The following is an 18,389-nucleotide window of genomic DNA, read 5'->3' as shown; positions in this document are numbered from 1 at the left end:
CGGATTTGCACGGGCTACGTTGTCGCAAAATCTTGAAAGATGTGCATCTTCCTGCAATTTTGCTTCGCATATCCGCACAAATCCGGGAGACCGGAACGGTCATTTGGATAAGTTTGGACCCTTGGCACGACACGCATAAAAAAGTTTCTTTTTGATATTAGAAGTAGAGGTTATTTTAACCTGACCAAACGGTCAAGATAAATGACACGATTTATACAGTACGATTGAGAACCATCGAAATCGGCGCGAAACGGGACATTAGAATGAGCACAAAACCCGCAGTAAACGGCGCACACAAGGCTGCGATCCGGCAGGAGAACGAAGAACAGATTCTGGCGGCTGCCGAACGGGTCTTTGCCGATTTCGGGTTCAAGGGCGCCACAACCGCACGGATTGCCGAGACAGCCAATGTGCCCAAGGCGAATGTGCATTACTATTTCAGCACCAAAGAGGCCCTTTATCGCCGCATCATGGAAGATGTCTGCGACCATTGGCTTGAAGCTGCGATGACGTTCGATAACAGTGCTGATCCGGCGCTTATTCTGCGCGGCTATATCGAAGCCAAAATGGACCTTTCGCGCCTGCGTCCCTATGGGTCGCGTCTTTGGGCACATGAAATCATTCGTGGTGCCAAATTCTCGTCGGAATACATTTCCACCACGGTCAAAAGCTGGCTTGATAGCCGTGTGGTGGCGATCCGCGGCTGGATCGCCGAGGGCAAAATGGATGATATCGAACCCTATACGCTGATGTACATGATCTTTGCCACCACCCAGCACTATGCCGACTTTGGCCGTCAGATCGAAATTTTCAACAACGACAAACCGCTTACCGACGCACAGTTTGCCGAGGCCAAGGAAAATGTCGTTCGTATCATTCTCAAGGGTGTCGGACTGACCTGAGCTGACGGTCCCTGCCCCGCGCTTGCCCCCCTTTCTGACAAAGTTATTGATTAAGACAAGTTGAATAAACCGCACCGCGTCCACATCTAAATAATAGGGAGTGATCAGGAAACGACAGGGGCGGAAAAGATGCGGTCAAAGCTGCGACACGCCAGCCTTATTAGAATATGCGCATTATGCGTGATAATCACCGTATTGACCGGGTTGTCGACACCTGCCATGGCTCAGCAGTCTGATCGCAATAAACCTGCCGCTGACACATCCAGATCAAATTGCAAAACCATCACAATCGGCGGCCCGACAAGTTGGCAGCCGATTTCCTATATTGCAAAGGACGGGCGCCAAACCGGTCTTGGTATCGATATCATCACCGAATATGCCAAACGCAATAACCTTGATGTCCGGGTTGATATCGAGATGCCCTGGGCCAGAACCCTTGATTTGCTGTTTCAGGGTGAAATCGACGCCACGGCGGGTGCATATTTCAAGACAGAACGCCAACGGCTTTACCACTATAGCGACCCCTTCTACGAAGACGATATCATGGTTTTTCAGCATGTGGACCGGCGCTTTGGCTATCGCCAGATCAGCGACCTTCGGGGGTATCGCGGGGCGCGCCCGCATGGTGGCAGCCTTGGAAACGAGATCGACAGCTATTCAAGCCAAAATCTCGACGTTGTTTATTCCCCGACAATTGATCGCATCTTTGACCTGCTTGTTGCAGGTCATGTCGATTATGTTCTGCTGGGTCGCTATGATGGGCTGGCAACGCTTCGCAAACTTGGCATTCAGGACGAAATCATCGCTGTTGATCCCCCGGTGGCGCGCAACCCCGTGCATCTGATGTTTTCGCGCAACAGCCCCTGTCGTCGTCACATTCAACAGATCAACGCGCTAATTGCCGAGCTTGGCGATCGCGGTATTCTGCAAGAACGCATCGAATACCATCTTGGTCAAACCGTGTTTGATGTCGATAACGGCAGCTAAGGCAAAGCCCCCTTCACCCAACCTCAAATGGCACCACTTCTGGATAGTTGAAACATTTGGTTGATACGCCAACTGTAAGAAACTTCCATAATTACAACGTTGCCATCAGACCATGTTGTCCATCAGACGATCATTTCGGGCTGTTTGTTTTTGCCTTCGCGGTTTACCGATCGGGGCTGCTGCCTTGCTGATGGCAGTGCCTGCACTTGCCGAAGATGCAAATACCGGCCCAACACAGATCAACCAACCTGCCAGCGCCTGCCGAACCTTGTCTGTTGGTGGCGCCGATGGCTGGGAACCGATCAGCTATATTCGCGAGAATGGGCAACATACCGGCCTTGCGATTGATATTCTGCGAGATTACGCAAAACGTCATGATTTGCGGGTTGAAGTCAATCTCGACATTCCCTGGACGCGTGCGATGCAAATGCTGGGCAGCGGCGAGCTGGACGTGATCGCCGGGGCTTACTTTACCGCCGAGCGAAACCAGATCCATTTCTATAGCAAGCCATTCGCGCAAGACGACATCATGGTCTTTCAACGCAGGAATGACCAGTTTCAGGTCAATGACCTGCACGATCTGATTGGTTATCGAGGTGCCCGGCCGCAAGGGGGCAGCTATGGCGACTATATCGACATGTTCGCAGAACAGCGACTGGACATGATTTTCTCACCGACGGGCAATCGCATCTTTGACGTGCTTTTGAACGGTCGGGTGGATTATGTGATGCTTGGCCGGTTTGACGGGCTGACCAACATCTACCGCGACAGTTTAAGCGACAAGATTACGGCGATTGAGCCGCCTATCGACAGCAATGATGTGCATTTCCTGTTTTCGCGCAAAAGCCCCTGCATGCGGCACGTCCAGAATCTGAATGTCCTGATCGAAAACATGTCTGAGAACGGCACATTGGGACGCTGGACCGAAAGCCATCTTTTCGACACCTCCGAAGGGGCCAGCTAAACGCCCTCGATATCGATCATTCATCAATTAAAAACAAAAAAGCAGGGCGTTTGAAGCGCCCTGCTTTTTTGGTGAAACATCATTGCCACTTCGGCCATCGCCCAAGGGCATCATGCTTGCCTATTCTTTCATGACCGTCTCGTCGGCCTTGGCAAGAACAGCGTTCAGCAGAACCTGCCCACCCGCATCAGACCAGTGTTTGTGGACTTCTTCGATCTCGTTATGGGAAATACCATCGACACACGGGATAAAGATCATCGCCGTCGGGCAGACCTGTGCAAGGTAGCAAGCATCATGGCCAGCACCCGAAACGATTTCACGAGCCGAGAAACCACCAAGCTCTGCCCCCTTGCGCACCGCGTCGACACAGGATTTGTCGAACGGAACAGGTGCATAATAGAAGATCTGCTCGAACTCGGTCTCAAGACCAATATCCTTGGCAATCTTTTCGACACCTTCGCGCAATGCCTTGTCCATATCGGCCAGAACCGCATCGTCGGGGTGACGGAAATCAACCGTAAAGAAGACTTCGCCAGGGATCACGTTACGCGAGTTCGGATGGATCTGCATCATGCCAACGGTGGCACATGCCAGCGGAGAGCGATCCAGACCGATCTTGTTGACCAAATCGACCACGCGTGACGCCCCCAGAAGGGCATCCTTGCGGGTTTTCATCGGGGTCGGGCCGGCATGGGCTTCGACACCGGTGAACTTGATTTCGTACCAACGCTGGCCCTGGGCATCGGTGACGATACCGATATCCTTGCCTTCATCTTCAAGGATCGGGCCCTGTTCGATATGGGCTTCGAAATAGGCCCCCATTTCGTGGGCATCAATGGTCGGCTCGTCCGGCCCCATATAGCCGATACGCTCAAGTTCCTCGCCCATGGTCTTGCCATCAACGTCCGCACGTGAATGACCGTATTCAAGGTCAAACACCTTGGCAAACACGCCTGATGACACCATTGCTGGCGCAAAACGTGAGCCTTCCTCGTTTGTCCAGCAAACGACCTCAAGCGGGGCTTCGGTTTCGTATTTGGCTTCGTTCAGGGTACGGATAACTTCCAGACCCGAAAGAACACCATAAACACCATCATACTTGCCGCCGGTCGGCTGACTATCAAGGTGGCTTCCCATGACAATGGGGGCCAGATCCGGGTTACGGCCTTCGCGACGGGCAAAGATATTGCCCATCTTGTCGATCCGGATCGAGCAGCCCTCTGCCTTGCACCACTTGATGAACAGATCGCGGCTTTCGCGGTCAAGATCGGTCAGCGCCAGACGGCAAACGCCGTCCTTGGCTGTTTTGCCGATCTTGGCCATCTCCATCAGGCTATCCCAAAGGCGGTCACCATCAATTGACAGGTTACGTACACTGGGTTGAGCAGTCATTCGTTCGTCCTTTTGGTTTTGGTGGCACAGATGGTTTATTCAGCAGCGACACGCATGGGATTAAGCGGGTGTTCCGGCCAGGTCATCGGCGGCTTGTCGGTCTTGACCGGTTCCATGGTGATGCAATCAGGGACCGGGCAGATGTGATAGCAAAGGTTACAACCCACGCATTCCTCATCGACCACTTCAAACAGACGACCGCCTTCGGGCTTGTCGGTCATGGTGATTGCCTGGTGCGAGGTATCTTCACACGCGATATGGCAACGACCGCACTCGATGCAGTTATCCGGGTTGATCACCGCCTTGGTGTCGAAGTTCATGTTCAGCTCGTTCCAGTCGGAAACCTGCGGAACGGCAGCACGGGTGAACTGTTCGACACTGGTGTAACCCTTGTCATCCATCCACTGGCTCATACCGTCAATCAGATCATCGACCACGCGGAAGCCATAGATCATCGCAGCCGTACAAACCTGAACGGCGTTCGATCCCAGCGCCATGAATTCGACGGCGTCTTTCCAGGTGGTGATGCCCCCGATACCGGAAATCTCAAGATCGCGGGTTTCCGGGGTACGGGCGATTTCGGCAACCATGTTCAGCGCAATCGGCTTGACGGCCGATCCGCAATAACCGCCGTGCGTACCCTTGCCGTCAACAACCGGTTCCGGGACCATGTTGTCGATATCGACCGACACGATGGAGTTAACGGTGTTAATCAGCGATACAGCATCCGCACCGCCCTTCAACGCAGCTTCGGCCGACCACAGAATGTTGGTGATGTTCGGGGTCAGTTTGGTAAAGACCGGAATATCGACCGCGTCCTTCACCCAACGGGTGACCTGTTCGACCATTTCCGGCACCTGACCGATGGCCGATCCCATGCCGCGTTCGCACATGCCGTGCGGGCAACCAAGGTTAAGTTCCAGACCATGCACACCGCTTTCGGCGATCTGCTGGGCAAGGTCCTTCCAGGCGCGTTCCTCGATCGGGGCCATCATCGACCCGATGATGACGTGATCAGGATACTCTTTCCGGCATTCACGGATTTCCTGAAGGTTGGTGGCAAGCGGACGGTCGGAAATCAGCTCGATATTGTTGATCCCCAGCAGACGGCGGTTCTGGTCATGGTGTGCGCCATAGCGCGAGGACACGTTGACCACGGGCGGATCGATGCCCAGCGTCTTCCAGACAACCCCGCCCCAGCCCGCTTCAAAGGCACGAACGACGTTGTATTTCTTGTCCGTCGGCGGCGCGGAGGCCAGCCAGAACGGGTTAAGCGAATCAATACCGGCGATTTTGCAGCTTAGATCAGCCATTTTTCTCTCTCCCTTTGCTGGCGGTTCAAGCGGATTTCAGGAATGCATCAATGGCGATGGCGGCCTGTTTGCCGTCTTCGACCGATTGCACGGTCAAATCTTCGCCACTCTTGATGCAGTCCCCACCGGCGAACACGCCCGGGGCGGTTGTCTGATAGGACTCATCGACCACGATCTTGCCGCCGGTGATCTCCATGCCGGCGAGGTCATCGGTTTTGATTTTTTGTCCGATGGCCTTCAAAATCTGGTCTGCACGCACTTCAAAGGTTTCGCCTGTGCCAACAAGTTTGCCATTGGCATCAAGTTCGGTTTTTTCGAACTCCATGCCCATCAGCTTGCCATTGGCCTTGATCGCAACCGGCTTTGCCCAATAGCGCACAATAACGCCGTTTGTTTTGGCAAGGTCCTGCTCGAACTCGGTCGCGGACATGTTTTCCGCACCACGGCGGTAAACAAGGGTGACTTCCTCAGCCCCAAGACGCTTGGCCTGAACCGCAGCATCAATTGCAGTGTTGCCACCGCCAATGACGATCACGTTGTTGCCAACCGGCATATCGGATTTCGGTTCGGTCTGGCGCAGTTTTTCGATGAAGGTAATGGCATCATCAACGCCCGGGAAATCTTCGCCCTTAAGGCCAAGATCATTGGTCGAGCCAAGGCCGACACCAACAAAGACGGCGTCGTATTTTGCCTTGAGGTCGGCAAGGTTGATGTCCTTGCCAAGCGCCTTGTTGTATTCGATTTCAATCCCGCCGATGCCCAGAAGAAACTCGACTTCGCGCTGGGCGAAATCGTTGGTCATCTTATAAGCGGCCAGACCATATTCATTCAGTCCGCCCGGTTTCGGCTTGGATTCAAACACAACAACGTCATGGCCCAGCATCGCCGCACGATGCGCGCAGGAAAGGCCCGCCGGACCGGCACCGACAACGGCAATCGTCTTGCCGGTTTTGGGCGCACGTTTGAACGGATGGGGCAAATCGCGTTCCATCAGATGATCAACCGCGTATCGTTGCAGGCTGCCGATCTCAACAGCGGTATCTTCCGCGACGTTACGAACGCAGGCCTCTTCACACAGCACTTCTGTCGGGCAGGCGCGTGCACAGGTGCCGCCCATGATGTTGGCCGACAAAATGGTCTTTGCCGCCCCATCCGGGTTTCCGGTGCTGATTTTGCGAATGAAGGATGGAATATCAATTGATGTCGGGCATGCGGTTACGCATGGCGCGTCATAGCAATACAGGCAGCGGTTGCTTTCCGCCATGGCCTGAAGTTCGGAATAGGCCGGATGCAGATCGGAAAAACCGTCATCTGCGTCATTGTGACCAGCACCGCCATGAACGGCACCGGATTTTGAAGCTTGCTTGGCCTGCAAGGTGGTCATTTGTTTGTCTCCCTGCCAAAAAGGCGTCCTCTCCTGACGTCATCGAGAGACAAAACAAGAATGAAAATACAATCGACCGCGGGCCAAATGTGATCGCTGCTATTGCGCGATCAGAATACAGTTATGGCGTGTCGTGGACGGGCGGGCCCGACCAACTCAGGGTCTTTCATACTGACATTCTTGGCGTATCCATCCGGCTTGTGCCGGATTGTTTCCCAGTATTTGATCTGCCGTGTGATTATAGTTTCGGGGTTATCCCCGGTTGATACACGTACAGATGCCTCTCTCTGACAGAAACAGCATGTCCAATCCTGATCATTTGGTCAAGATTAAAAATCCGATTTCTTGCTGGCCATGAAAAATGCCCGGAATCGAAAGAAGATTTGCCACCCGAAACCAGCTTCTCCGGACCGGATTTCTGAGGATTGAACTGGGTATATGTTCTTGATTTGGCGTAATTTTATGCTGGCTTTATTTGGACGAACTAAAGTAACGTCCACCGACCAGCTCAATTCGGAACGCCTTTGATGACCATAAAAAATGATGCAACCGACACCCTTCCAGACCGTCAACCGTCGGTTCGGGCTGTCGCCATGCCGTCTGACACCAACCCGACCGGGGATATCTTTGGTGGCTGGTTGATGTCACAAATGGACCTTGCAGCTGGTACTGCGGCGGCTCGGCGTGCCAAGGGCAGAACCGCAACCGTCTTTGTCGACAGCATGTCGTTTCTGCGTCCGGTTCATGTCGGTGATGAAGTCTCGTTCTTTACCGACATCATCCATGTCGGACGCACATCGCTTCGCATCAATGTACAGGCCTGGCGCCAAACCCGGTTTGAAGAAAGGTCCGATAAAGTGACCGAAGGCGTCTTTACCTTCGTTGCCCTGGATGAAGCCGGTCGCCCGCGCCCGCTTGATCCCGACGTCGAGGACGATGTGGTTCAGGCCTGATCGACCATCGGGCCTTGAAGATAGGCACACAACAGTTCGGCAACTGCAACGAAGCTATCGACATGGGCGCGTTCATGCCCGTGCGATGCATCCAGCCCGAAACAGATCAAGGATGCCCGCGTATCATATCCGGCCTCAAGGGCGGATGCGACGTCACTGCGATAGAATTTGAAAACATCGCGCGCATGGTCGATCCCGTTTGCCACACAAAGATCCAGCAGATGCCGATTGAGCTTACGATCAAACGGGCCTGACATATCCTTCATTGCGATGGTCACACCATATTCGCTGGTATTCTGGCCCGGCGCGAAGGTACCGTTATCAACCGCCACCAGTTCGGCAATATCACCATCAAGAATATGCGGCGCGCCAAGGCCGACTTCCTCGGCAATGGTGAACAGGAACTTGCAGGTTACCGGCAAGTCGACCTTCCCCGTCACCACCGCACGGATCGCTGAAAGTACGGCGGCCACGCCTGCCTTGTCATCCAAATGGCGCGACACGACAAAGCCGCTTTCGGTAAATTCGGCATTGGTATCAACTGCAACCATATCACCGACATTGATACCAAGGGCGCGCACATCATCCCCTTTTGACACCCGCGCATCAAGGCGCAGTTCAAGCTGTTCCCAGGTTACAGGCTGGCTATCAATTTCGGTGTTATAGGTATGACCCGATGCCTTGACGGGCAGGATGGTGCCCCGGATGGTCTTGCCGCTATCGGTATAGACAGTCACGCGCGCCCCTTCGGCGAAACGCGATGACCAGTGCCCGATCATGGAGACTTCAAGTCGACCATTTTCCTTGATCCGTTTGACCATGGCGCCCAGCGTATCAAGATGCACGGCAACGGCCCGGTTCGGGCTTTGTTGTTTACCGGGCAGGGTTGCGCGGATCGCCCCGCGGCGGGTCAGTTCAAACGCCACACCCAGATCGCGCAGTTCGTCACAGACATAATCCACCGCGCCCTCGGTCATGCCCGTCGGGCTGTCAATCGTCAGAAGCTTTGCCAGAACGGCACTCAGATACTGTCGATCAATATGGGTTTCAGACATGATACCCGTCCTTACATTCCTGGATAATGTCAGATCAAAGATCAGTGTTTGGTTGCAATACCCGAAAGCGCGCGCAATTCGGCACTGGGTGACAAATCACGCGGCAGATCGATATTGCCCGACCGGAAAAAGCGGTTTTCAACCACCGCTTCCTGTTCTTCCATCAAACGCTGGGCCGCACACATATGTTGATAGGTGACCGCACGCGCCGTTTCACCATCGCCCTTGCGAAGCGCTTCGATCAGGCGGAACTGATAGTTGCGCCCCGTTTCGCGCAGTTCGGTATTGGGCTGATCATAAATCTTTTTGCAGACCGTCAAATTCATCAGCAAATCGATCATGAACCGGCAGATAAATGACAGCAGCGGATTGGGGCAAAGCTCCACCAGAACCAGATGGAATTCCAGTTCCTTGACACGTTGACATCGCGCTTCCTCGATCGAGGTCGGATGGCTTGCATACCATGTCATGACCTCTTCAAGTCGTTCGAAATCATCTTCTTCCAGATGACCGATACAAGCCGCAGCCATTTCCGGTTCCAGCAATATCCGAAGCTCGTAAATGTCGCGGATCGTCAGATCCTTGAAAAAGAAGTAATTGGCCAGAAGTTCGACCGCGCGTCCCTCGGACACGGTGTCGATGAACGCCCCGCCGCCCGGTCCGGTCCGGGTTGCGATAATCCCCTGCGTTTCCATTGATTTCAGAGCTTCGCGTACCGTCCCCTTGGATGCGCCCAACAGTGTAATCAGTTCCGCCTCCTGTGGCAGACGTTCGCCGGGGCGCAGCCCCTTTTGCGCGATATAGTCTTTCAGCGCGTCGGCGATGATATCGGAACGCTTCCGCTCGCGCTTGCGCGGGCGTGTTGTCAGCTCCAAGTCCTGTTTCGGCCCCTTGATCGGGTTCTTTGTCATTTGTGTTTCCCTGTCGCGCCCAAACGCATTCCGGCCCCTATTCTATCCTTTTTCAGGACCTTGTCACCGGATTGAGCGGATGCAGACATGCCGCATCGTGGTTATCCAACCCGTATTGTGCATCCGGGACGGTGGCAACACAATCATCCTGGGCCCGCGGGCAGCGTGGCGCAAAGGCACAGCCCGGCGGCGGGGCCAGCGGATCGGGCAATTCGGCACTGGCATCTTCGACCGTTAGGCCGCGTTTACCCGGCACGGGCGCACTATCAAGCAACAACCGGGTATAGGGGTGCTGCGGCTTTTCAAACAATGCCCGTCCCGGCGCCTGTTCAACGACCCGGCCGAAATACATCACGGCCACCCGGTCACTGACCGCTTCGACCACGGACAGATCGTGACTGATAAACACATAGGTCAGGCCAAATTGCGCCTTGAGTTCCGCCAGAAGGTTCAAAACCTGCGCCTGCACAGACACATCAAGGGCCGAGACCGGTTCATCAAGCACAATGATTTCCGGTTCTGCCGCAAGGGCGCGCGCAATGCCGATGCGTTGTGCCTGCCCGCCGGAAAATTCATGCGGATAACGATCAAGAAATTCCGGGCGCAGATTGACCGCATCCATCAATTCCTTCATCCGCTTATCAAGCGCATCGCCCGAAAGACCACGCAAATGACGCAAGGGGGCCGCCAGTGTTTCACGGACCAGTTTGCGCGGATTAAGCGAGCTGATCGGATCCTGAAAGACATACTGGATGCGCTTGGACAGGGCATGGCGATCCTGGGCGATCAGATCATTCATATCCGATCCGGTGAGGGTAATATTGCCCTCTGTCGGGCGATCCAGCCCGACCAGCATGCGGGCCAGTGTGGACTTGCCACAACCGGATTCCCCGACAATGCCCAGTGTTTCACCCTTGCGCACAGCCACATCAATGCCGCGGACGGCATAGACCATGGGTTTCTGCCCGCCCAAAATCGTGCGGCCGCCACCAAAGGTGCGCACAAGGTCGCTGGTTTGCAAAACGACGTCAGACGTCTCAGACATTTGCCGCCTCCATCGGTTTGATACAGCGCACACCATGGCCGTCGCCCAAATCATCAAAGCTGATCTCGCCAACCCGGCATTTGTCCTCTGCCCGTTCGCAGCGATCAGCAAAGGCACACCCGGCTGGCAGGTTGTTAACGGCCGGTGGCAATCCCGGAATGGCCGCGGTGCGACGGTCCGGCTCACCCAGACGCGGCACGCAGTCAATCAGACGCTTGGTATAGGGATGGGCCGGATTTCCAAGAACCTGTTCGGTCGTGCCCATTTCAACAATGCGTCCGGCATACATCACCGCCACACGATCACAGATTTCCGACACCACGCCAAAATCATGGGTGATGAACAGGACCGAAGTCCCGTGATCGGTGCGCAAATTGTTCATCAATTTCAAAATCTGCGCTTGCACGGTGACATCAAGGGCCGTCGTCGGTTCATCGGCGATAATAAGTTGCGGCTCATTGGCAAGGGCCATGGCAATGCCGACACGCTGACGCATGCCGCCTGACAGTTGATGCGGATAGTTTTCCGCGCGGCGTTCCGGGTTGGGAATACGCACCATGCCCAGCAGCTTGACGGCCTTCGCCCAGGCATCCTTGTAGCTCATGGCGTTATGGGCACGGATTGCCTCGACCAGCTGATCGCCAATGGAAAACAGCGGATGCAGCGTCGAAAGCGGATCCTGGAATACATAGGCTGCCTTGCCACCGCGAATGTCGCGGACCTGACGTTCGGACATGTCAAACACGTCCTTGCCATCAAACATCACCCGGCCCCCGGCAATCGTACCGGGCGGCGATGCCACAAGCCCCAAAAGCGAAAGTGCGGTTACCGATTTACCGGACCCGGACTCGCCCACCAGACCAACGCATTCATTCTTCCCGACCGAGAAACTGACACCGCCCACGGCCTTGTAGGTGTCATCCCCCAGAACAAATTCGGTGCGAAGTTCATCAACGGCCAGAACGGTGTCATCGTCAACCGGATGACCTGTGCCCTCGTCGCTGCGATCAATCTTGGTCAGCGGCGCCGGACGTGCGAGCGCGCCCGATTTCAAACGCGGATCAAGCACATCCCGGATGCCATCACCCAGCAAGTTGATGCTCATCACCAGAATAAAGATCATCGCACCGGGAATGGCCGAAAGGTGCTGTGCGGTCGTGATCAGTTTGCGCCCCTCGCCCAGCATGGAGCCAAGGTCGGCCTGTGGCGGCTGCGCACCAAGCCCCAAAAAGCTCAAGCCCGCCGTCTCAAGGATCATCCAGCCAACTGTGGTCGAAATCGTAATCACAATCACCGGCATCACGTTGGGCAGGATTTCCGTCACCAAGATACGGATATGCCCCTTGCCAGACAGCTTGGCGGCATCGACGAATTCACGATGCGCAATACCCACCGTCACACCGCGAATGTTACGCGCAAAGAACGGGATATTGACCACCGCAATCGCATAAAGCGCATTCATCAGGCCCGGCCCAAGGGCCGCGACAATCGCCAGTGCCAGAAGGATATAGGGAAAGGCCATCAACATATCGATGCCGCGCATCATGATGTTGTCTGTCCGCCCGCCAAAATAGCCCGACACGATCCCGATGGTCGATCCGAACAGGGCCGCCACCAGGGATGCCGAAATCCCGACCGCAAGACTGACCCGTGTGCCCCAAAGCAAACGCGACAAAAGATCTCGTCCCAGATGATCCGTGCCCAGAAAATGCCCATCCGAGAACGGCGGCAACAAACGTTGCGCCGGGTCGGTCACATCCGGATCAGGCAGCGGAAGGATCGGCGTGATCAAGACCAGCGCGATGACAAGGGCAAGGATCGCCGCCCCCATCAGGGCCAGCTGATTGCGCGCCAAAAGCTTAAACGCCGAAGGCCGCGCAGAACGTTTTTTGGCTTTGATATCCGGTGCTGTTGCTATGTTGCTGGTCATGCCTTCACCCTCGGATCAAGCAGATGCTGCAACACATCGGCAAACAGATTGAAAAGAACATAGCTGCCCGCGACCAGAACCACGCCGCCTTGTACAAGCAGGATGTCACGGGTCGAGATCGCATTGACCAGCATGCGACCAATGCCGGGCCACTGGAAAACGGTTTCAATATAAACCGCCCCGCCCAGAACAAAGCCCGCCTGCACCCCGATCACCGGAATGACATTCACCAGTGCCGCCTTGAAGGCGTGGCGATAAATCACACGGTTTTCATCAAGCCCCTTGGCGCGCGCGGTGCGAATGAAATCCTGACGCAGGACTTCAAGCATGTTCGATCGGGTCAACCGGGCAATAATCCCGGTCGCCACCACGGCAAGTGTGACCGATGGTAAAATCAAATGGCGGATCAGATCGGGCAAATCCCCGCCACCATAAATCGCATACATGCCGCTGACCGGAAGCCACCGCAATTCAACGGCAAAGAACATCATCAATAAAAGACCCAGCCAGAAACTGGGCACGGAAATGCCAATCAGGACCGCAAAGGTCAGCGCCTTGTCCGCCCAGCCATATTGACGCACGGCGGAAATTACCCCGGTCAAAAGGCCAAAAATCGTACACAGGACAAGCGACGTCCCCGCAAGGATCAGGGTCGCGCCAAACCGTTCAAGGATTTCATCGAGAACCGGCCGGTTCAGGCTATAGGATCGCCCGAAATCGCCCTGAAGCATATTGGTCAGCCAGATCCAGTATTGTTCGACCATGGTTTTGTCCAAACCAAGATCGGCACGCAACTTCTCGACATTATCCGGCGTGGCATAGGATCCAAGGATCGCCAATGCCGGATCACCGGGGATCATCGACATAATCAGAAAAACGATCACGGTCAGGCCCAGTAAAACCGGCACCATCAGGATCAATCGACGTAAAATATAGACGTGCATGGCATGGCTCGTCTGGCTATGTGCGGGAAATGGGATTTAAAGCAAAAATGCCGGGGCTGGCAGGCCATGCCCCGGCATTGATGTATCAGATCAGTTCTTTACGACATCATCAAGCAGCAGGAAGAAGGACGGCTGCAATTTGAAACCATCCACCAGCGTGCTTGAAACCGCATTCTGTTTCCAGTTTGCGATAAAGGCCCAGGGTGCATCATCATAGACGATTTCCTGCATCTCGCGATACAGCTTGGCACGTTCGGCCTGATCGGTCGAAGAGCGGGCTGCTTCAAGAAGCTTGTCCACTTCCGGGTTGGAATAGTAACCCGAATTGAAACCACCCTTGTCCGGCCATGCATCGGTGCGCAGTGCCAGATATGGCAGGGTGTCGGGATCGTTGGTCATCCATGCCATTTCTGCCATGTCCGCCTTGCCTTCAAGACCCGGGTTCACCTTGCCAAGGAAGGTGTTCCACTCATAGGTCTCGATCGCGACGGTCAGGCCGATCTGGGCAAGGTCTGCCTGAATGGCAGCCCCCATCGGCACCGGATCAAGCATGCCCGAACCGCCTTCGGTGACATAGAAGGTTACCTCGGCCCCGTCGGCACCGGCTTCCTTGATCAGCTGTTTGGCCTTTTCGATGTCATGCGGATAGGGCTGCAGTTGCTCGTTATAGGCCCATGCAAATGCGGGCGGGGTTGGGCCGGCTGCGATTTCGGCTGTCCCCTGAAGCACGTTTTCGACAATTGCTTTTTTGTCGATTGCATAGTTGATGGCCTGACGGACTTTCTTGTCCTTGAACGGACCTTCCTTCAGGTTCAGGATCAGGAACCACAGGTGCGGACCTGCCTGTTCATAGACGCTGAAGTTATCGTCGCCCGCAAGCTGGGTCAGACTGTCTGGCGGCACTTCGACCATCAGATCAATACCACCTGCCATCAGTTCAGCCACACGGGTGTTGGCATCCGTGATCGGACGGAACACAACCGCTTCAAGCTTGGCCGGATCTTCCCAGTAATCGTCGTTGCGTACGACAACCACCTTGGCGTTGCTTTCCCATTCGGCAAACTTGAACGGGCCGGTGCCAACCGGGTTACGGCCAAAGTCCGAACCGCCTTCGCGAACCGCCGTCGGCGAAACGATCAGGCCGGTCGGATAGGCAAGGTTGGACAGGAACGGCGCATAAGGTGCGTTCAGCTGGAACTTGACGGTCAGATCATCAACGACTTCGACCTCTTCCACCGCGCTAAAGAAGAAGGCAAGCGGGAAAGGCCCGGTGTCATGTTCAGGATGACTTTCATCAAGCATACGGTCGAAATTGTACTTCACCGCCTCTGCATTGAACGGCGTGCCGTCATGGAAGGTTACCCCGTCGCGTAAGGAAAAGGTGTAAACCGTTCCGTCATCAGAGATCGTCCAGCTTTCTGCAAGGGCGGGCTCAACTTCGAGCGTGCCGTCCTTGTAACGCACCAGACCATCATAAACATTCATCAGAATGCGGAAATCATTCACGGCGGTGACTGCCGCCGGATCAAGTGATTTGGGCTCTGCAATCTGACCGACCACCAGGACACCCGGTGGCGTCTGGGCTTCGGCCGGGCCGAAACCGATTGCGGAAACCGCAAGGGCTGCTGCTGCAAGCACCCCCTTAAACAGGCTTTTCATTCAAGCCTCCCATGTTGAAACCTTCCTGTTACCCCCGGTTCATACCGAACCGACCGACAACGCACCGTATATGAGGTGTTCTTTTTGATTGGACGTTTCCTGAATTCCGAACCCGTTGTCGATGCTTTCGGATGTCACGGTTGCAAAACCTATTTATAATGATAAATTCGATTTCGGCAATTATTTATCATGATAAATTTAGGACGGCACATTCACCAAGCTGTCTGACAGGCGGGAAACATGACCTTCACAATCGTCGCCAGAGACCCGAAAACCAATGCACTGGGCATCGCCAGCGCAACGGGAAATCTGGCCGTTGGCGGGTTTGTCCCGCATATTGCACCGGGTATTGGTGCCATCGCCACACAGGGTTTCTCGACCAATTTCTGGTACGGCATCAATGGTCTGGCAATGCTTGAACAACGAAAATCTGCGGAGTCGGTCCGTGAAAAACTGACCGGCGATGACGATGGTCGCAATTGGCGACAATTGATCGTCCTTGACCAAACTGGTGAAACGGCTGTCTGGACGGGTGATAAAAACCGATCAGAAACCGCCGAAATCACCGAGCGCGATTTGGCGATTGCCGGAAACATGCTGGCCCACAGCAATGTACCCGATGCCATGCGTGAAAAGTTCACCATGATGCGCACGGCACACGAGCCATTTGAAAAATGCATTCTCGAGGCGCTCGTCGCAGGTTTCAAGGCCGGGGGTGATGTGCGTGGCACAACATCGGCAGCGATCAAGGTGATGACGCCAAACCGCCTGCCCCTGGATCTGCGTGTTGATGATCATTCTGATCCCGTGCACGAACTGATGCGCCTGTATGGCAAGACACAGGATCCGGAATACCGTCACTTCTTTGATCGCCTGCCGACACCCGACAAACCCCATCAATACTAGAACCAGGGCAAAAATCGCCATGCTTGGCCAACTGATCTTTGACCGCCTTGAAGAGGCCGCCACCCACAGCCAACCCGGTCCGGGTGTTACCCGCCTGTTTTTGAGTGACGAACACCGTGCCGTCACGCCGCTGATCCGCGACTGGATGACCTGGGCTGACCTTGTCAGTGAAATTGACGCCGCAGGCAATATCGTCGGGCGTGATCAAAAGGCCCTGGATGGTGCGCCCACGCTGATCATGGGGTCACATCAGGACACTGTTGTTTCGGGCGGAAAATATGACGGAATGCTGGGCGTTGCCCTGCCGATTGCCGTGATTGAACAGCTCAATAAATCAGGGATCGACTTGCCATTCGGCATCGAAATCGTTGCCTTTGGCGACGAGGAAGGCACGCGCTTTCAATCAACTCTGGTCGGTTCACGCGCACTGGCAGGCAAGCATGACCCCAAATCGCTTGAGGCCACCGATGACAAGGGCGTCTCGGTGGCCGATGCCTTGCGCGATTTTGGCTGTGCGCCCGAAAATATCGCAGACCTCAAACGTGACAAGGCCAACGTACTGGGCTTTATCGAAACCCATATCGAACAGGGTCCGGTTCTTGAAAAACGCGACCTGCCGGTTGGGGTCGTCACGGCATTGACCGGGATTGAACGCCACCGCATCCGCATTCAGGGCAAGGCCAGCCATGCGGGAACAACCCCGATGAATGACCGACACGATGCCTTGGTGGCAGCCGCCGATGTCATCCATCAGGTCGAAGGCGTCTGTTCGATGACTGATGGCATGGTCGGCGTCGTTGGCAAGATCGAAGTCAGCCCGAACGCGGTCAATGTCATTCCCGATCATGTCGATCTGACCATCGAACTGCGCGCGCCCGAGCGGATCGTTCGGGTCAATGGCCGGGGGCAGATCCTGTCGGCACTGCCCAATATCGCAACCAGTCGCCGTGTGGAAATATCGGCTGACCTGACCTATGAGGCCGAAGGCGTGCCTTGCGCCAACTGGATCATGGATGGGCTGGGCCAGGCAATTGGCGAACAGGGCATAGAACCCTTTCGGCTGTTTAGCGGGGCTGGCCATGACGGGCTTGCCATGCATGATCTGTGTGACATCGGCATGTTATTTGTGCGGTGTCGCGACGGGCTAAGCCACCATCCCGACGAATCCGTCACGCCCGGGGATATTGATGTTGCAGCAAAGGTTCTGATCGACTTCCTGAAGATGGTCGGATCGATAAAAGGGTTGTAAATTCGGCAAACCACGCCAAATTTTTCCGGTTGCACCCACTTTTTTTCGCCCATTTCACAAAATTTTCCGATGCACACCCCTATTTTTGGCGGGCATTGTTTTGTTTTGGGCCAAAAATCACCAACCTTTAGCGCTATATAATATTCTCACATTCAACTTTCCGGCGAAATTATTTCATTTTTATGTATGCTTTTGATGTCGCTCGGGGGGCGGTGACAAATGCATATCGGGGGAACCGTCGTGTCCACGTCTCCGACACAGCGACAGGTGCAGATGGGATCTGCATCTCGTTCAGTGGGAGGATCAGCCTGACTTCTCAGTCTCTGATCAGGAGAAACAAATGACCGATCAGCCAATCGTTGTGGGCTACGATGGGACAGATGCCGCACAACGCGCCGTGGAATTCGCGGGTCAGCGGGCAACAGCCGTCGGCTGTGCCGTGCATCTTGTCTATGTTCTTGAGTGGTCCCCATACAGCTTCCTGTCAACACAGGAGCTCGAAGAGCGCCACAAACGGCGCACAGAGGAACTTTCACGGGCGGAACAAACACTCAAACCCGCCCTGGATACACTGAATAAATTGAAAATACCGGTAACTTCGGAAGTCCGTTACGGCCATTCCGGCGAACTGATCTGTGAAATCGCCAAGGAAAAAGACGCCTGTCAGATCATTGTTGGCCGCAAGGGTGGATCAACGCTGGGTGCGCGGCTGCTGGGCAGTTTGCCACTTACGCTGGTTCAGGCATCGCCTGTTCCGGTCACTGTCGTTCCATAAGGCAATCACACGAAGTTTAA

Annotated in this window: 16 protein-coding genes; 7 read left to right on the top strand and 9 right to left on the bottom strand. The window is 55.0% G+C overall.

What is annotated here, in order from left to right; all coding sequences use genetic code 11:
• Positions 1 to 263: 263 nt before the first annotated feature.
• The 3 genes from AUQ43_RS07905 to AUQ43_RS07895 all read left to right on the top strand — a co-directional run bounded on the left by AUQ43_RS07905 (position 264) and on the right by AUQ43_RS07895 (position 2,853).
• Positions 264 to 902 carry a TetR/AcrR family transcriptional regulator gene (locus AUQ43_RS07905; RefSeq protein WP_062955696.1) on the top strand — a complete coding sequence of 213 codons (639 nt, stop codon included), beginning with the start codon at positions 264 to 266 and terminating at the stop codon, positions 900 to 902.
• A gap of 219 nt (positions 903 to 1,121) precedes the next feature.
• Positions 1,122 to 1,889, top strand: a complete 768-nt coding sequence (locus tag AUQ43_RS07900; RefSeq protein WP_062955695.1) for an ABC transporter substrate-binding protein — start codon at positions 1,122 to 1,124, stop codon at positions 1,887 to 1,889.
• A gap of 190 nt (positions 1,890 to 2,079) precedes the next feature.
• Entirely contained in the window at positions 2,080 to 2,853 is a 774-nt protein-coding gene (locus tag AUQ43_RS07895) for an ABC transporter substrate-binding protein (protein WP_062955694.1), read from the top strand.
• A gap of 120 nt (positions 2,854 to 2,973) precedes the next feature.
• Here the strand turns inward: AUQ43_RS07895 and AUQ43_RS07890 are convergent, their stop codons facing one another.
• The 3 genes from AUQ43_RS07890 to AUQ43_RS07880 are packed head-to-tail and all read right to left on the bottom strand — an operon-like array spanning position 2,974 to position 6,942.
• On the bottom strand, positions 2,974 to 4,245 hold the full coding sequence (locus AUQ43_RS07890) for a Zn-dependent hydrolase (protein ID WP_062955693.1): 1,272 nt from the start codon (positions 4,243 to 4,245) through the stop codon (positions 2,974 to 2,976).
• A 35-nt stretch (positions 4,246 to 4,280) separates the two neighbouring features.
• Positions 4,281 to 5,558: an NAD-dependent dihydropyrimidine dehydrogenase subunit PreA gene (gene preA / locus AUQ43_RS07885; protein WP_062955692.1), complete on the bottom strand. Its 1,278-nt coding sequence runs from the start codon at positions 5,556 to 5,558 to the stop codon at positions 4,281 to 4,283.
• A gap of 25 nt (positions 5,559 to 5,583) precedes the next feature.
• The gene (locus tag AUQ43_RS07880) at positions 5,584 to 6,942 is read right to left on the bottom strand and encodes an NAD(P)-dependent oxidoreductase (RefSeq protein ID WP_062955691.1); all 1,359 of its coding nucleotides are present in this window, start codon (positions 6,940 to 6,942) and stop codon (positions 5,584 to 5,586) included.
• Between the two features lie 527 nt (positions 6,943 to 7,469).
• Here AUQ43_RS07880 and AUQ43_RS07875 point away from each other — a divergent pair.
• The gene (locus AUQ43_RS07875) at positions 7,470 to 7,895 is read left to right on the top strand and encodes an acyl-CoA thioesterase (RefSeq protein WP_062955690.1); all 426 of its coding nucleotides are present in this window, start codon (positions 7,470 to 7,472) and stop codon (positions 7,893 to 7,895) included.
• Here AUQ43_RS07875 and AUQ43_RS07870 read toward each other — a convergent pair.
• From AUQ43_RS07870 to AUQ43_RS07845, 6 genes are all read right to left on the bottom strand, one after another.
• Positions 7,886 to 8,950 (bottom strand): osmoprotectant NAGGN system M42 family peptidase, encoded by a 1,065-nt coding sequence (locus AUQ43_RS07870; protein ID WP_062955689.1) that lies wholly within the window; start codon positions 8,948 to 8,950, stop codon positions 7,886 to 7,888. The genes AUQ43_RS07875 and AUQ43_RS07870 overlap by 10 nt on opposite strands.
• Before the next feature lie 41 nt (positions 8,951 to 8,991).
• On the bottom strand, positions 8,992 to 9,861 hold the full coding sequence (locus AUQ43_RS07865; RefSeq protein ID WP_084272023.1) for a FadR/GntR family transcriptional regulator: 870 nt from the start codon (positions 9,859 to 9,861) through the stop codon (positions 8,992 to 8,994).
• A 52-nt stretch (positions 9,862 to 9,913) separates the two neighbouring features.
• Positions 9,914 to 10,906, bottom strand: coding sequence for an ABC transporter ATP-binding protein (locus AUQ43_RS07860; protein WP_062955688.1), 993 nt, complete (start codon positions 10,904 to 10,906; stop codon positions 9,914 to 9,916).
• The gene (locus tag AUQ43_RS07855; protein ID WP_084272022.1) at positions 10,899 to 12,836 is read right to left on the bottom strand and encodes a dipeptide/oligopeptide/nickel ABC transporter permease/ATP-binding protein; all 1,938 of its coding nucleotides are present in this window, start codon (positions 12,834 to 12,836) and stop codon (positions 10,899 to 10,901) included. The genes AUQ43_RS07860 and AUQ43_RS07855 overlap by 8 nt, the downstream gene beginning before the upstream one ends.
• A complete protein-coding gene (locus tag AUQ43_RS07850) occupies positions 12,833 to 13,780 on the bottom strand; it encodes an ABC transporter permease (protein ID WP_062955687.1) in 948 nt (315 codons plus the stop codon). Before AUQ43_RS07850 ends, AUQ43_RS07855 begins: the two co-directional genes overlap by 4 nt.
• A 90-nt stretch (positions 13,781 to 13,870) precedes the next feature.
• Positions 13,871 to 15,439, bottom strand: coding sequence for an ABC transporter substrate-binding protein (locus AUQ43_RS07845; protein WP_062955686.1), 1,569 nt, complete (start codon positions 15,437 to 15,439; stop codon positions 13,871 to 13,873).
• A gap of 240 nt (positions 15,440 to 15,679) precedes the next feature.
• Here AUQ43_RS07845 and AUQ43_RS07840 point away from each other — a divergent pair, with 240 nt between their 5' ends.
• The 3 genes from AUQ43_RS07840 (at position 15,680) to AUQ43_RS07830 (ending at position 18,369) form a co-directional block, all read left to right on the top strand.
• The gene (locus AUQ43_RS07840) at positions 15,680 to 16,345 is read left to right on the top strand and encodes a DUF1028 domain-containing protein (RefSeq protein WP_062955685.1); all 666 of its coding nucleotides are present in this window, start codon (positions 15,680 to 15,682) and stop codon (positions 16,343 to 16,345) included.
• Positions 16,346 to 16,364: 19 nt separating this feature from the next.
• Entirely contained in the window at positions 16,365 to 17,594 is a 1,230-nt protein-coding gene (locus tag AUQ43_RS07835; RefSeq protein ID WP_084272021.1) for a M20 family metallo-hydrolase, read from the top strand.
• A 340-nt stretch (positions 17,595 to 17,934) separates the two neighbouring features.
• Positions 17,935 to 18,369, top strand: coding sequence for a universal stress protein (locus tag AUQ43_RS07830; RefSeq protein WP_062955684.1), 435 nt, complete (start codon positions 17,935 to 17,937; stop codon positions 18,367 to 18,369).
• Positions 18,370 to 18,389 lie beyond the last annotated feature (20 nt).

It is taken from the genome of Thalassospira sp. MCCC 1A01148 (assembly GCF_001613795.1).
GTDB lineage: Bacteria > Pseudomonadota > Alphaproteobacteria > Rhodospirillales > Thalassospiraceae > Thalassospira.
The sequence above is the reverse complement of the archived record's forward strand: the minus strand, read 5'-3'. Positions and strand labels throughout refer to the sequence as shown.